At 30.6% G+C, this 15,139-nt stretch carries 14 protein-coding genes; 1 reads left to right on the top strand and 13 read right to left on the bottom strand.

Annotated features, from left to right (window positions below):
* The 3 genes from fusA to rpsL all read right to left on the bottom strand — a co-directional run.
* Nucleotides 1–2,072 (bottom strand): elongation factor G (gene fusA, locus HMPREF0078_RS01050; protein ID WP_004838166.1); only part of this gene is annotated, 2,072 nt, incomplete at its 3' end.
* A gap of 8 nt (nt 2,073–2,080) precedes the next feature.
* The gene (rpsG, locus tag HMPREF0078_RS01045; RefSeq protein WP_004818603.1) at nt 2,081–2,551 is read right to left on the bottom strand and encodes a 30S ribosomal protein S7; all 471 of its coding nucleotides are present in this window, start codon (nt 2,549–2,551) and stop codon (nt 2,081–2,083) included.
* A 138-nt stretch (nt 2,552–2,689) separates the two neighbouring features.
* Nucleotides 2,690–3,100, bottom strand: a complete 411-nt coding sequence (gene rpsL, locus HMPREF0078_RS01040) for a 30S ribosomal protein S12 (RefSeq protein WP_004838162.1) — start codon at nt 3,098–3,100, stop codon at nt 2,690–2,692.
* 193 nt (nt 3,101–3,293) lie between these two features.
* Here rpsL and HMPREF0078_RS01035 point away from each other — a divergent pair, with 193 nt between their 5' ends.
* Nucleotides 3,294–4,460, top strand: a complete 1,167-nt coding sequence (locus HMPREF0078_RS01035) for an aldehyde ferredoxin oxidoreductase N-terminal domain-containing protein (protein ID WP_004838161.1) — start codon at nt 3,294–3,296, stop codon at nt 4,458–4,460.
* Here the strand turns inward: HMPREF0078_RS01035 and HMPREF0078_RS01030 are convergent.
* From HMPREF0078_RS01030 to HMPREF0078_RS00985, 10 genes are read right to left on the bottom strand one after another with little or no spacing between them, the layout of a single operon-like run.
* On the bottom strand, nt 4,452–5,033 hold the full coding sequence (locus tag HMPREF0078_RS01030) for an energy-coupling factor ABC transporter ATP-binding protein (protein ID WP_155811426.1): 582 nt from the start codon (nt 5,031–5,033) through the stop codon (nt 4,452–4,454). The two genes, HMPREF0078_RS01035 and HMPREF0078_RS01030, sit on opposite strands and share 9 nt — an antisense overlap.
* Complete coding sequence (locus tag HMPREF0078_RS01025; protein ID WP_004838159.1) at nt 5,005–5,667, bottom strand: ABC transporter permease; 663 nt, start codon at nt 5,665–5,667, stop codon at nt 5,005–5,007. Before HMPREF0078_RS01025 ends, HMPREF0078_RS01030 begins: the two co-directional genes overlap by 29 nt.
* Before the next feature lies 1 nt (nt 5,668).
* A complete protein-coding gene (locus tag HMPREF0078_RS01020) occupies nt 5,669–6,568 on the bottom strand; it encodes an ABC transporter substrate-binding protein (protein ID WP_004838158.1) in 900 nt (299 codons plus the stop codon).
* Nucleotides 6,569–6,577: 9 nt separating this feature from the next.
* A complete protein-coding gene (locus tag HMPREF0078_RS01015; protein ID WP_004838154.1) occupies nt 6,578–8,473 on the bottom strand; it encodes a molybdopterin biosynthesis protein in 1,896 nt (631 codons plus the stop codon).
* The gene (locus tag HMPREF0078_RS01010) at nt 8,470–9,687 is read right to left on the bottom strand and encodes a molybdopterin molybdotransferase MoeA (protein ID WP_004838153.1); all 1,218 of its coding nucleotides are present in this window, start codon (nt 9,685–9,687) and stop codon (nt 8,470–8,472) included. The genes HMPREF0078_RS01015 and HMPREF0078_RS01010 overlap by 4 nt, the downstream gene beginning before the upstream one ends.
* Nucleotides 9,688–9,694: 7 nt before the next feature.
* Nucleotides 9,695–10,393, bottom strand: a complete 699-nt coding sequence (locus HMPREF0078_RS01005; RefSeq protein WP_004838152.1) for a formate dehydrogenase accessory sulfurtransferase FdhD — start codon at nt 10,391–10,393, stop codon at nt 9,695–9,697.
* Complete coding sequence (mobA, locus tag HMPREF0078_RS01000) at nt 10,380–11,000, bottom strand: molybdenum cofactor guanylyltransferase (RefSeq protein WP_004838151.1); 621 nt, start codon at nt 10,998–11,000, stop codon at nt 10,380–10,382. The genes HMPREF0078_RS01005 and mobA overlap by 14 nt, the downstream gene beginning before the upstream one ends.
* The gene (locus HMPREF0078_RS00995; protein WP_004838150.1) at nt 11,000–11,500 is read right to left on the bottom strand and encodes a ferritin family protein; all 501 of its coding nucleotides are present in this window, start codon (nt 11,498–11,500) and stop codon (nt 11,000–11,002) included. Before HMPREF0078_RS00995 ends, mobA begins: the two co-directional genes overlap by 1 nt.
* A complete protein-coding gene (fdhF, locus tag HMPREF0078_RS00990) occupies nt 11,493–14,189 on the bottom strand; it encodes a formate dehydrogenase subunit alpha (protein ID WP_004838149.1) in 2,697 nt (898 codons plus the stop codon). Before fdhF ends, HMPREF0078_RS00995 begins: the two co-directional genes overlap by 8 nt.
* A 1-nt stretch (nt 14,190) precedes the next feature.
* Nucleotides 14,191–15,135 (bottom strand): 2Fe-2S iron-sulfur cluster-binding protein, encoded by a 945-nt coding sequence (locus tag HMPREF0078_RS00985; protein WP_004838148.1) that lies wholly within the window; start codon nt 15,133–15,135, stop codon nt 14,191–14,193.
* Nucleotides 15,136–15,139 lie beyond the last annotated feature (4 nt).

Raw genomic sequence — 15,139 nt, 5'->3', positions numbered from 1 at the left:
TTTTTATTTAATACTTCTTCTTTTACACTTTCAGGTACTTGAGCGTAATGATCAAATTGCATTGAATATGTTGCTCTACCTTGAGTTTTACTTCTTAGGTCTGTTGCATATCCAAACATTTCTGAAAGTGGTATGAAAGCATTCAATACATGAATTCCATCTTTTGGATTCATTCCATCAATCTTACCTCTTCTTGATGAAACATCTCCCATTACATCTCCTAGATATTCATCTGGTGTAGTAATTTCAACTTTTTCCATTGGCTCAAGTAAAATTGGTTTAGCTTTTGCTACTGCGTTTTTAAGAGCCATAGATCCTGCTACGTGGAAGGCAACTTCTGATGAGTCTACTTCGTGGTATGAACCATCGAATACTTCAACGTGCATATCAACCATTGGATATCCACCAAGGATACCTTGGGTAGCTGCTTCTCTAACACCTTCTTCAACTGGTTTGATGTATTCTTTTGGAATTGCTCCTCCGACGATTTTGGATTCGAATGTGATTCCTGCTCCTTCTTCGCCTGGCATAATTCTAAGAACAACATCTCCGTATTGACCAGAACCACCGGATTGTCTTACAAACTTACCTTGTGCTTCTGCAGGTTGTGTAATAGATTCTCTGTATGCTACTTGTGGGTTACCAATGTTAGCTTCTACTTTGAATTCACGAAGTAATCTATCAACGATAATTTCAAGGTGTAATTCTCCCATTCCTGAAATTATTGTTTGTCCAGTTTCTTCATCTGTTTTTGTAACGAATGTTGGATCTTCTTCTGCAAGTTTTTGAAGTCCTATTGCCATTTTATCTTGACTTGCTCTTGTTTTTGGTTCAATAGCTACTGAGATAACTGGATCTGGGAATTCCATGTTTTCAAGAATTATTTGGTCATCTTGAAGGCAGAGTGAATCTCCTGTTGTTGTATTTTTAAGTCCAAGAAGAGCTACTATATCTCCACAATAACCTGTTTCGATTTCTTCTTGTTTGTTTGAGTGCATTTGTAGGATTCTTCCTACTCTTTCTTTCTTACCTTTTGTAGCATTGTAGATGTATGAACCTGATTCAATTGTTCCTGAATAGATTCTTGCATAAATTAACTTACCTACATAAGGGTCAGTTACTACTTTAAATGCTAAAGCAGAAAGAGGTTCTTTATCTCCAGCTTTTCTTTCAAGAATTTTTTCTTCATCTTTAGGGTCAGTTCCTTGAACTGCTGGTATATCAAGTGGGCTTGGCATGTAATCAACTATGGCATCAAGAAGTGCTTGAACACCTTTGTTTTTGTATGCTGATCCGCATAGACATGGGAAAATTTTCTTTTCAATTGTTCCCTTTCTTATAGCAGCTTTGATTTCTTCTTCAGAAACTTCTTCACCTTCTAGATATTTCATCATTATTGTATCATCAATTTCTGATAATTCTTCTAAAAGATTTGCTCTATATTCTTCAGCTTTTTCTTTTAAATTTTCTGGAATTTCGCCTTTGATTGGGTGAGCTCCTAAGTCTTCTGTTTTATATGTTACAGATTCCATTGTTACTAGGTCAACTACACCTTCAAATTCTTGCTCAGCTCCTATAGGAATTTCTATAGGTACTGCATTTGCTTTTAATTTTTCTTTTATTGTATCTACAGACATGAAAAAGTCAGCGCCTGTAGCATCCATTTTATTTATGAAACAAAATCTTGGAATGTCATATTTGTCAGCTTGTCTCCAAACTGTTTCAGATTGTGGTTCTACACCACTTTTCGCATCAAAAAGTGCAACAGCACCATCAAGAACTCTTAGAGATCTTTCTACTTCAACTGTAAAGTCAACGTGACCTGGTGTGTCTATGATGTTTATTCTGTGATCATTCCAGTAACATGTTGTAGCAGCAGAACCAATTGTGATTCCACGTTCTTTTTCTTGGTCCATGGAATCCATTACTGCTGTACCATCATGGGTATCACCGATTTTATATATCTTTCCTGTATAAAACAACATTCTTTCTGTTACTGTTGTTTTACCAGCATCGATATGCGCCATGATACCAATATTTCTGGTTGCTTTTAATGAGACATCTCTTGACATTGATCCCCCTAATATCTATAGTGTGCGAAAGCTTTATTAGCTTCTGCAGCTCTGTGCATTTCTTCTTTACGTTTAACGCTGGCACCAGCATTGTTTGATGCATCTAAAATTTCTTTAGATAATCTTTCTACCATAGTTTTTTCTCCACGTGCTCTTGAGAAATTAACTAACCATCTTAAACCTAAAGTTTGTCTTCTTTCTGGTCTAACTTCCATAGGTACTTGGTAGTTAGCTCCACCTATTCTTCTTGCTTTAACTTCAAGTGTTGGCATAATATTTTCTAAAGCTTGGTAGAATACTTCTAATGGATCATTTCCTGAAGTTTCTCCAACTATTTCGAAAGCATCATAAACTATTTTTGTAGCAACGCCTTTTTTACCATCAAGCATAACGTTGTTGATTAGTTTTGTTACAACTCTATCGTTATACTTTGCATCAGGCATTACCTCTCTTTTTGGTATATGTCCTTTTCTTGACACTTTGCTTCCCTCCTTTACCAATTTTAGTAATATCTTTAGTACTCGACCATAAGGCCTTAAAAACGACCTTAAAGCCGTTCGTGTGCACATATACTTTTATTTTAATCTCAGTACATTATGCACTACATCTAAATACTACTAATTATCTTTTTTAGCTCCGTATTTAGATCTACCTTGTTTTCTTCCTTCTACTCCTGCTGTATCAAGAGTACCTCTTATGATATGGTATCTAACACCTGGAAGGTCTTTTACTCTTCCTCCTCTAATTAGTACAACAGAGTGTTCTTGAAGATTGTGTCCGATTCCTGGTATATAAGAAAGAACTTCTGCACCATTAGTAAGTCTTACTCTGGCAATTTTTCTCAAAGCTGAGTTAGGCTTTTTAGGTGTAACTGTTCTTACTGAAGTACAAACTCCACGTTTTTGTGGTGATTGAGATTTGGTTTGTCTTCTTTTAAGAGTATTGAAGTTATAACCTAAAGCTGGTGTATCTGATTTTTCCTTAGTAGTTTTTCTACCTTTTCTAACAAGTTGATTAATTGTAGGCATAATGCACCTCCTTTTTTTCTAAATTTTAATCATCTTAAAAATTGGCCTTACGCCAATCCTTATTAATTTTACACTCTTAGTATATATATGTCAAGTAATTTAAAGGCTTTTAGATATTTAAATTATTTTTGATTTAATTAAATTCTTACAAATTTTTTTATAAATAGTACAATGTAATCAAAAAGAGGAAGATATGGAAAAATTTTATAAAATATTATTGCTAGATCTAGAAAAAAAGAAATATGAAATTGAATATATTGATAAAAAAACTAAAAAATTTTATATGGGAGGATTTGCTCTTTCTTTGTTTTTTTTAAATAAAAACAAAAATTTTAAAAATCCTTGGATGATTTTTACATCTTCAATCATCGAATATAAAAATCCAATTTCTAAATTTATAATTATGGGAAAAAATGATTCAGGTAAAATTTTCTACAAAAATATGGGAGGAGATTTTTCTTATTTTCTTAAATCAAATTCTTATGATGGACTTGTTTTGTTAAATAAGTCTGATTTTCCTCTGGAAATTTATATTGATAAAGATAAAATTTCATTTAATGAAAATTCTAATAAAAATCATTCAAACTCTTCTACTTTTAATTATTTAAGGAAAAAATATGGAGATAATTTATCTTCTATTTATATTACAAATTCAACTATAAAAAAAGATAATTTGGCAAGGCTTGTTGAAGATAAATACCGTGGTTGTTCAAAAAATCTTTCAAATCTATTGTATGAAAAAAAAGTAATTTCCATTTCAGTTAAAAAAAATAATTTAAGAAAGATGAATATCCCATTAATCTTTAAAACTAATCCCAACAGACAATGTGATGGATGTATTTTGGGTTGTTTTGAAAAAAGATCTCACGAAAAAGAAAATCTTTTTTCAATTAAAAATTCTTATAGTGAGGATGATTTAGAAAAATTAAATAAAATAAAAAATAGACTTGATGAGTATGGAATTGATATTTATGGCTTATCAAAAAGCATAGAATTTTCATATAAACATTTAAACCATATTTATAAATTCGAAAATTTAAATCTTGACCAATTGGATAATATTACAAAAAAAATCGTAAGTGATAAAAAAGATGAAATTTATAGGGATTTGGCTTGTGGTAGGAAATATTTAGAGAAAAAATATAAAATAAAATCTTTATCAGATAAAAAAAGAAAAAATATTCCTAAGGATTATTTGAAAATAATTGATTCTGCAGGAATGTGTTTATTTGCTACAAACCCAAAAGATTTATCAAATATTGTAAATACCATAAATGAACTTTCAAATTTAAATTACAGCATTGATGATGTTAAAAATTTAATAAAAGAAATCGGAAAATTAGAAAGCAGCTTAAATTAATCTAAGCTGCTTGTTTTTTAATTCTATGTTATAGTCAAAGCTATAATCGTCTAAATTATCATGACTTATTATAATTATCATCCTATCTTCTTTTTCTTTTAGCCACTTATCCAAAAAATTATTTGCATCAATCCTTGATTTTTTATCCATTTGAGAAAAGGGTTCATCTAGTAGCAAGGTCTGATTTGCTTTTAACATAGTCCTTAAAAAAACTACTTTTTCCTTTTCACCTCCTGATAAGCTTTTTATATTTTGGTCTAATAAATTTTCTATTGCAAAAAATTCCAAGTCTTTTTTTATTTTTTCAATATTTTTTCCTATTATTTTAAAATTATCTCTTGGGGTTTTTTTGAAAATAAAGGGATTTTGAGCTTGATAAACTATATTTTTATCATTTTCAATACTTCCTTTTACAAATGTATTTATTCCAATAAAAGATTTTAATAATGTCGATTTTCCTGCTCCATTTTCTCCAGTTAAAATATATTTTTTCCCATCATAGAAAGTGAAATCTTCTATGTAAAATAATAATTTTTCATAAATTTCAGCTTGTAGGTTTTTTATTTTTATCATCATTTCTCCTAGAAAAAATCATTGCAAAAATAGAAATTCCAAAGGAAATTAGCATAAGAATAATTCCAAGTTTTATACTCATAGAATAGTTTCCCTTATTATTTTCAAGAACTATTGCGGATGTCAAAACCCTAGTTTTATATCTTATATTTCCTCCAACAATCATTACAGCTCCTACTTCTGATATAGCTCTTCCAAATCCTGTTATCAGGGCCGAAGAAAGCGAATAAGAGCTTTCTTTTATTAACTGCCTATACATTTTGAATTTTGAAATTCCAAGTCCTAGGCAAGTTTCCACAAATGAATTTCTAATTTCTTCTATTGCTGGATATATATTTGCACAAATTATTGGTGTTACTATGAGAATTTGGGCAATTATTATAACTTTTTGCGTATAAAGCCAAGAAAGTTTTCCAAATATTCCATTTTTTGAAAATAAAATATATACAAAAACTCCTGCTATTACTGGCGGCAAAGATGTAAAAGCATTAATAATTATTTTTAAAATTTTTATAAATTTATTTTCATTTAATCCAAGGTAAAATGCCAAAAAAGTCGCAAAAATTCCAGATATTATCGTTGAAATTATACAAATTTTTAAGGTCAATAAAACGATGGAATAAATTTCACTCATCCTATTCTCCTAAGAAGAAAAGTTGTTGACCATATTCCTCTTTTCCGTATTCGCTAATTAATTTTTTTGCCTTATCTGATAGCATCCAATCTTGGAATTTTTTAGCTACATCTGGGTTTGTTCCTTTTACTTTGTCAGGATTTACTATAATAATTGAATAAACATTTTTAAGGGCATCTGATTGGTCAACTAAAACTTCCAAATCCAAATCATTTTCCATAGTTAAAAATGTTGATAAATCTGTTAAAGTATAGGCGTTATTTTCTGAAGCAAAAGTTAAAGTCGCTCCCATTCCATCTCCAAGTGAGTTGTAATTATCTTTTTTTGATAATTCGTCAATATCTACTCCTGCCTTTTCCCAAATTTTTAATTCTTTGTTGTGGGTTCCTGATTCATCTCCTCTTGATACAAATTTTTCATCTTTTTCATTTATTAATTTGAAAGCTTCTTCTGCATCTTTTCCCTTTATTCCTGCAGGATCATCTTTTGGTCCAACTATTACAAAGAAATTGTGCATGAAAGATTTTCTTTCAAGTCCATATCCTTCTTCGATGAATTTTTCTTCTGCATCTTTTGAGTGAACCAAAATTACATCAGCATTTCCTGCCTTTGCATCTTCGATTGCAGCTCCTGTTCCTTTTGAAACAATTTCCATTTCAAGGCCTGTATCTTTTTTGAAATCATCTCTCAAATAATCCATCAAACCTGAATCGTTAACAGAAGTTGTTGTTGTAAGCTTTACAATTTTTTCTTCGCTCGTATTTTCGTTTGAGCTTTCCACAATTTCATTGCTTGTAGAATTTGCATTGGAATTTGTTTTTATTTCTTCCGTATTTTTTCCGCAAGCTGTTAGTCCAAATAACAAAGTAAGTGCCAATAAATGTAATTTTTTAATTTTCATATTATCCTCCTATAAAATATTTCCACTTTCTTTAGTATTATACCCACCTAAGTCTTTCATTTTTCTTTTAAATTCAGCTGATTTTAAAACTTCAATTAAGTCTTTGATTGAATCAAGTTTTAAATTTTCTTTTTTTATTATAAATTGATATTCTTCATCTTTTAGGTAAATAAAATCTATATCCATTTTTATAGCTGCCGATTCAACTCCAATTGAAAAGTCACAATCTCCATTTTTTACTGCAAGAGCTGCTGATAAGTGGGTTGTCACCTCATTGTCATAGCCATCTATTGTTTCTGGATCAATATTTTTATTTTTTAACAAATAATCAAACAACAAACGAGTCCCTGCTCCTCTTTGCCTGTTTACCATTTTTTTATCTAAAAGATCTTCTATTTTTTTTATTTTTAATGGATTATTTTTTTGAACAAAAATCCCCTGCCTACGACCAACCACATTTATTTTTGAAACTTCGTCTTTTTCAAAAAATAAGTCGATGGCTTCGTTGTTGTATGTTCCATTTTCATCTAACAAATGGGAAGGTGCAAGCAAGCAATCGCCTTGACTTAAAGCCTTGAGCCCTGCCAAAGAACCAACGTGGGATGATGAAATTCTTGTAAGCTTATTATCTTTTGCAAATAAATCATTTAAAATATCCAAAACTATGTCATGAGATCCAATAGAAACCATCCTGTTTTCAAAAACTTTTTTTGGAATTGGTCTGTGAAGAGTGACTTCTACCAAATCTCCCCTATTGTATCCTTCAATATTTCTATCAATAATTAAATAACCGTCTGATTCTGATAAAGAAAAAAGGGATCCAGCCTTTCTATCAAGTGGAGTTACAATAATTTCTCCATCAACCAAGCCAATTTTTACCCTTATATATTCTCTGTTTTTTAATGAAGAAATTACAGGCTTAGTAAGTTTTGCCTTAATTTTTATTTTGTCATCAGAAACAATTCTCATTTTTTTAAGCAGAGTAGGAAGAACAATCTTATCAAAAACTATGTGGGTTGAAACGGGATAGCCTGGAAGACCAACAAAAGGAGTTTGAGAAATTTTTCCAAGAATTGCAGGTTTTCCTGGTTTTATTGAAAGTCCATGGACAAAAACTTCTCCTATTTCTTCTACGATTTCTCTTGTATAATCCTTACTTCCTGCTGAAGTTCCTGCAATCAAAGTTACAAAATCACATTCGTTTTGAGCCTTTTCTAGAGCATTTTTAATTTGCCCTTTTTCATCTTTTACAATCGGATAAATTTTTGTCTCAAATCCACACTCTTTTGCCATAGAATTTAGCATAGAAGAATTTGATTCGATAATTTTTCCTTTTACCAAGTCTTCCTTGTTATCAATTATTTCATTTCCAGATGGGATAATTCCAATAACTGGTTTTTTTAAAACTTCAATTTCATTTATTCCTGCAGAAATTAAAACTGAAAGATCAACTGACCTAAATTTGTGGTAAGATGTAAAAATCAAATCTTTTTCTATTACATCTTCTCCTTGAATTCTTATATTTTCCCAAGCATTTACAGGTTTTAAAATTACAATTCCATCTTCTTGAATTTTTACATCTTCTATCATAATCACTGCATCATAGGGTTTTACAAGAGCAGAACCCGTATTGCAATATATAAAATCTTCATTTTTTAAAAATAAAGGCTTATTTTCTCTTGCAAGTTTTGTCATTTCACTTTTTACCATTACCCCATCCATGGCTGATGAATGGTAGGCTGGAGATGAATATTTTGCAAAAATCGCATTTTTTGAAACTCTTCCAAAGGCATCCTTGGAATCTATAATTTCACATTTTTCATCTGCAAAAAATTCCCCAATATTCTCGTGAAAAATTTCTATTGCCTCTTCTAATTCTTTTGTATCCAAATAAATATTTCTCATCTAATAAGATTCACCCACACTTTTTCATTTTCTTTTATTCCTTCAACATACTCATCAATCACAATATACCCCTTGGCTTTTTTTAATAGGGAAATATTATTGGAAAATCCAAAAATAGGACTTGCTACAAGCTCATTTCCTTCTTTTTTTATTTCTACAAGACAAATCATGGTTTTTGCTGAAGTATTTGCAATATTTCTTTTAATTTTGCATTTTATTTTTAAATTTTCATCAATTTTAAAATATTTTTCATAGGCTATTTGGAAAATAGTCCTAAAAACTGCATAGGCACTAATAGGATTTCCAGGAAGTCCCAAAATCATTGTATTGTTGTTTTGGCTTAAACTTGTTGGCTTTCCAGGTTTTATAGAAATTCCATGATAAATCATTCCAGGGTTTAATTCTTTGGAAATCTCTGGAACAAAATCCTTGTTTCCCTTTGATGATGAACCAGAAATTATTATCAAATCCAAATCTTCTTCAAGCTCTTTTTTTATAAGGTCTTTTTCATCTTTTAGATGTTTCATAGAAAGAACATCAATTCCCATGTTTTTTAACAAAGAATAAAGCATGTAGGAATTTATATCTCTTGATTTTCCTAGCACAAGTTTTGAATTTACTGGAATAATTTCATCACCCGTTGATAAAATTTTGCATTTTAATTTTTCATAAACTTCAATTTTTTCATAGCCCAAGCTTGCTGCCATGGCTATTGTTTCAGGGTCAATGATTTTTCCTTCTTTTTCGTAAATATCTCCAATTTTTGAATCATCGCCAATATCTATAATATTTTCCATAAAAACAACCGGCTTACTGATTGAAATTAATTTTTTGGACAAAATTTCTGTAAATTCTATGGGTAAAACCGCATCTGCCCCTTCTGGAACCATACCGCCAGTATAAATTTTTGAGGCCTCGCCTCTTTTTAATTTTTTTTGGGGGATATTGCCCATTTGAATTTCTTCAACAACTTTTAACATTGAAGGAATCGAATCAGTGGCGCCTAGGCTATCCTTATAATTTATTGCATAGCCGTCCATTGTACTTTTTCTAAAACATGGCAAATCATCTTTTGAAATCAAGTCATTTGCCAAAATATAGCCTAAAGAATCGCAAGTTCTAATTTTAATTTTTTTCTTATATCCAATTTTTTCCATCAAAGAAACTTGCAAATCAATAGCCTCATCAATTTTTACAACATCTAATAAATCCATACCAACCTCATTTTATCGAAAGATTTTCATTTTTATTATAAATATTAAATCTCTCGCCTCTTGCAAAACCTATCAAATTTATATTTTTCTCCCTTGCCAAATCAACTGCAAAACTTGTTGGGCATGACTGAGAAATTAAAAGATTAAAACCAACATTTAAAATTTTTTCCAAAATTACTTCACTTATCCTACAAGATGTAAAAATAAATTTATCAGATAAATCAATTTCATTTTTTAAAATATAGCCAATCAATTTATCAACAGCATTGCTCCTTGAAACATCTTCCTCAAATTTTATAATCTCATAATTTTTTACAAGGGCGCAAGAATGAGCTCCACCTGTTCTTTTAAAAATTTCGGATTCATTTTGAAATCTCTTTGAAAATTCAAAAAGTTTTTCCCTATCAATTGTTTGATTTTTAATTTCCCTAGTCTTTTTTTTAGATTTTTCCTTTTTTAAATCCACATAAACTTTATTTTCTTCTATTTTCAAATTTTTAATATCACTTATTGAATTAATAAGATTTTCGCTATAAAGATGACCTATGACAAGATTTTCTATTTCAATTGGGGTTAAGCTTAATCTTTTAAATTTTTCCCCATTTACATAAATTTCTAAAGGATATTCAACAATGACCTCATCCATCAAGCTTAGGTCCTTGTATTTTTCTATTTTTTCAATTTTGTATTTTTTAACTGAATCCATTTTTACTCTCTTCTATAAATTTTTTCCAATCCTTTGGATAATTTAAATTTCTAAAAATTTTCTCCACATTTTTAATATCTTTTATTTCTTCTTTTTTTATCACAGTAGGAGAAATTTCTCTCAAAAAACCATTCAAACTGCGTCCACCCTTTTTTATATATTTTTCCAAATCTTTTGCCAATTCTTTTTTGTAAAGGGCAAAAAAAGGCTCAAAATATTTTTCATTTTTGTAGGCCAAAATTTTTTCATAGGATTTTTCCTTTAAAAAATCAATATAAGCCTGATTAAAATACGGCATATCGCAGGCAATCAAGAAATTATCCTCATTTTTTGCATAAATAAGGCCACTATACAATCCTGCACAGGGGCCAATATTTTTTATTATATCTTCTTTAATTAGTATATCATTTTTATAATTTTTATACCTATTTTCAAAAAAGTTTTTTTCATTTGACAAAATTATGATTTGATCAAAATTTTTTGCCAAGTTTTCTATAATGGTGTCAATCAAATAGACACCATTATAGGATAACTTTTGTTTATCAACTCCCATCCTTGTACTTTTTCCGCCGCAAAGAAGGAGAGCCGTCATTTTTTTATTTCCCATCAGCCACCCCAGCTAATGTTCATGTATTGGTCCATCAACTTATCATATTCTTTTTTGAAGATATTTGCGTGTTCATCTTCCCAACTAGAAAAGTTTTCTAAAATTTCTTTCAATTCTCCATCATCAACTTTTTTTGCCATAGATTTATAATAATCCCTAAAATCTTCTTCAATAAGATATGCCATTCTCAAAACATTCATATCAGGAATCATGGATTGCTCCAAATTTTGGTCCAAATTTTCGCTTTCTTTTCTTTGGTCAAAAAATTCTTCCCCATTATCCTTTGGCAAAGTCAAATCTTTTTCATCTACATCTTCTCCCTTGTATTTGGAAAGAAGATTTTTTAGATATTCATAATGACCCCATTCAATTTTTGATAATTTCTTAAAAACTGCTTGAGTTTGTAGGTTTTGGCTTTTTTCTGCATTATCTTTATAAAAATTGTGGCCATATAGTTCCATTTCCATGGCAAGGCTAATTATTTTTATTGGATCATACATAAGAGCTCCTTTCTATTTTTTCAATCATAACACTTGCAACTTTAAGCTCAGGAATTTTTGCAATTGGATCAAGGGTTGGATTTGTAAGCCTATTTGCTGGTCCATCAACATAATGGAAAGGCATAAATACAACTCCTGGATTAATTTTTTCTGTTACTTTCGCATAAGATTCTACACTTCCACGTCTTGATGAAACTTTAATTTTTTCACCGTTTTTTATATTATAAATTTTTGCAGTTTGTGGGGAAATTTCTATATAAGATTTTCCTGCAATTTCACTTAATCCTTCAATTTTTCCTGTCATAGTTCTTGTATGATATTGGTAAAGCATTCTTCCAGTTGTAAGAATCAATGGATATTTTTCATCTGGTAATTCCTTGCTCTCTTCATAATCTATTGGTACAAAAAGTCCCTTGCCCCTTGCCATTGTATTTTTGTGTAAATATTTTGTTCCAGGGTGGTCTTTGTTTGTGCAAGGCCATTGAAGAGATTCGTTTTTAAGTCTTTTGTAAGAAATTCCACCGTATGAAGGAGTACATCCTGCAATTTCATCCATAATTTCACTAGGATTTTCATAATATTCTTCATATCCTAAAAGAGTAGAAATTTCCATCAAAATTTGCCAGTCAGCTTTGGCTTCTCCAATAGGATCAATTGCCTTATTTATTCTTTGAATTCTTCTTTCTGTATTTGTAAAAGTTCCGTCTTTTTCTGCAAAAGATGCTGCTGGTAAAACTACATCAGCAAATTCTGCTGTTTCAGATAAGAAAATATCTTGAACAAGTAGAAAATCTAATTTTTTCAAAGCTTCTTTGATATGATTTTGGTCAGGATCTGAAATCATAGGATTTTCTCCCATTATATATAAAAATGAAAGCTCTCCTCTGTTTGCTGAATCCATCATTTCTGTAATTGTCAAACCTTTTTTATCAGGAAGATCTCTTTTCCAAAACTGTCCCATTCTCTCTCTTACAGGATCGATAAATACTTTTTGATAGCCTGTATAATCTGTAGGAAGAGCTCCCATATCACAAGCTCCTTGAACGTTATTTTGTCCTCTCAATGGATTTATTCCTGTAGATTCAAAACCAACATTTCCTGTAAGCATTTGTAAGTTTGAAGTTGATCTTACTCCATTTGTTCCTGATGAATGTTGGGTGATTCCCATTGAATAATATAAAGCACCCTTATTTGCTTTTGCATACATTCTTGCAGCTTTTATTAGATCATCTTTGTTTATATGGCAAATTTTTGCAACAAGATCTGGAGTATATTTTTCTACAGTTTTTCTAAATTCTTCAAAACCTTCGCATCTTTCGTTTATATAATCCATATCGTGAAGATTTTCTTTTAAAATTATATGCATTAGGCCATTTAAAACCGCAATATTTGTTCCAGGTTTTATTTGTAAATAAATATCTGCATAATCTGCAAGTTCAATTTCCCTAGGATCTATAACTATAAGTTTAGCCCCTTCTTTAACTCTTTTTTTGATTTTAGTTCCAATAACTGGGTGGTTTTCCGTTGTATTTGTTCCAATTATTATAAAGGCATCGGTTCCTTCAATTTCTGCAATACTGTTTGTCATTGCTCCACTTCCAAGAGTGTTTGCAAGGCCTGCTACGGTTGAAGCGTGGCAAAGACGAGCACAGTGATCGACATTATTAGTTTTAAAAACTGTTCTTACAAATTTTTGAAATAAATAATTTTCCTCATTTGTACACCTTGCTGAAGAAAATCCACCAAATCCATCTGGACCTTTTTTCTCCATTATTTCATCATATTTTTCTTTTATGACTCTGTAGGCTTCTTGCCAAGATGCTTCAACTAATTTTCCATTTTTTCTTATTAAAGGTTTTGTAAGTCTATCAGGATGGTTCACAAATTTGTGAGCAAATTTTCCTTTTACACACAAGAGTCCATCATTTGGAATTGTATTAATTGGTTCAACTTCAACAACCCTATTTCCCTTAATAAGTAAATTTATTTGGCAACCTACTCCACAATATGAGCAAGTTGTTTGAACTTTTCTTACTTCCCAATACCTAAACTTATCTTCTTCGTATTTTTTCTTAGGATTTAAGGCTCCAACAGGGCATGCTGAAACACAATTTCCACAAGAAACACAATCACAAGAACCAAGTCCCTTATCCATAGGTGTTCCAATATATGTATCAAATCCCCTATCAACAAAACTTATGGCGTTGCTATTTTGTAGATTATTACACACACTTACACAAATCCCACATTTTATACATTTATTAGGATCGTAAGAATAAAATTTATTTGAAAAATCTATTGGTAAATCTTTTATCTCTCTTTTAAAAGATCCCTCACTTATTCCATACTCATAGCAATAATTTTGTAATTTACATTTTCCAGACTTATCACAGCTTAAGCAATCATTTGGATGGTTTGAAAATAATAAATCCAAAATTTCTCTTCTCATTTTCATTATTTTTTCACTATGAGTGTAAATTTTCATCCCATCTTTTAATTTTTGTGAACAAGCTGTTACTGGAGTTTTGTATCCTTCGATTTCAACTATACAAAGTCTACAAGCTCCGTTTGGCAAAAGTCTTTCATCCTTACAAAGGGTAGGAATTTTTATGCCAATTTCCTTACAAAATTCAAGAATAGTCTTAGGAGTATCAAGATTATATTCAAAATCATTTATTATGACTTTCATATTATTCTCCTTTGTCTTCTATTTTTTCAATTTTTTTATAAACATTATTTAAACCTGTGACAGTCATCCAATTAGTTTCTTTAAACTCTCCAGCCCCTTTCATGTATGGTGTGTCTGGATTATCTAAAAACATCAACTCTGTCATCATTCTTCCCTTCAAGCAAAGTGGTCTTCCACTTCCAGGTTTTTTTGCAGTAACTGCAATATTTTTGCCATCTTTTGAATGAAGATTAAAATCACATCCATAATCGCAAACCTTGCACTTAACTTCTTTAGTTTCTCCTTCAAAATTTCTAATTTTTCCCATAAGCCTTCTATCAACCAAGGCTCCTACTGGACAAATTGAAACGCACCTGTTACAAGAAACACAATAGGAATGAGCAAAATCTTCTCCCAAATCACAAGCTATATAAGAATCATAGCCCCTGTCGGCAAAAGATAAAATTGCCCTTTCTTCTACTTGCCTACAAATTTGCACGCATTTTCCACAAAGAATACATTTTGAATTGTCTTTATAAATATAAGGGCTAGATAAATCATAATTTTCTTCTCTTTTCGCCCCATCATGGTCTCTAAATTTTACATCATATTCGTAGGCATATTTTTGTAAAAGACAAGTTCCAGCTTTTTGACAAGTTAGGCAATCATTTGGATGAGAATCTAGTAAAAGTTGTAAGATATTTCTTCTTTTTTCTCTTAATTCTTCTGTTTGAGTTTTTACTTCCATCCCATCACTTGCCCTTGCTGAACAAGATGTTTCAATTTTACTTCTGCCATTTTTTGTAATTTCAACTATACAAAGTCTACATCCACCAAAGGCCTTTAAACTTGGATCATAGCAAATCGCAGGAATTTCTATCCCATTTTCTCTTGCTATATCCAAAACAAACCTATCTTTTTGAGTTTTTATTTCTTTTCCGTCAATTTTTATTGTAATATCTGTCATAAGA

It is taken from the genome of Anaerococcus vaginalis ATCC 51170 (genome assembly GCF_000163295.1).
GTDB classification, from domain to species: Bacteria; Bacillota; Clostridia; order Tissierellales; family Peptoniphilaceae; genus Anaerococcus; species Anaerococcus vaginalis.
Note: the sequence above shows the minus strand (reverse complement) of the source record. Positions and strands in the feature narration are given on the sequence as shown.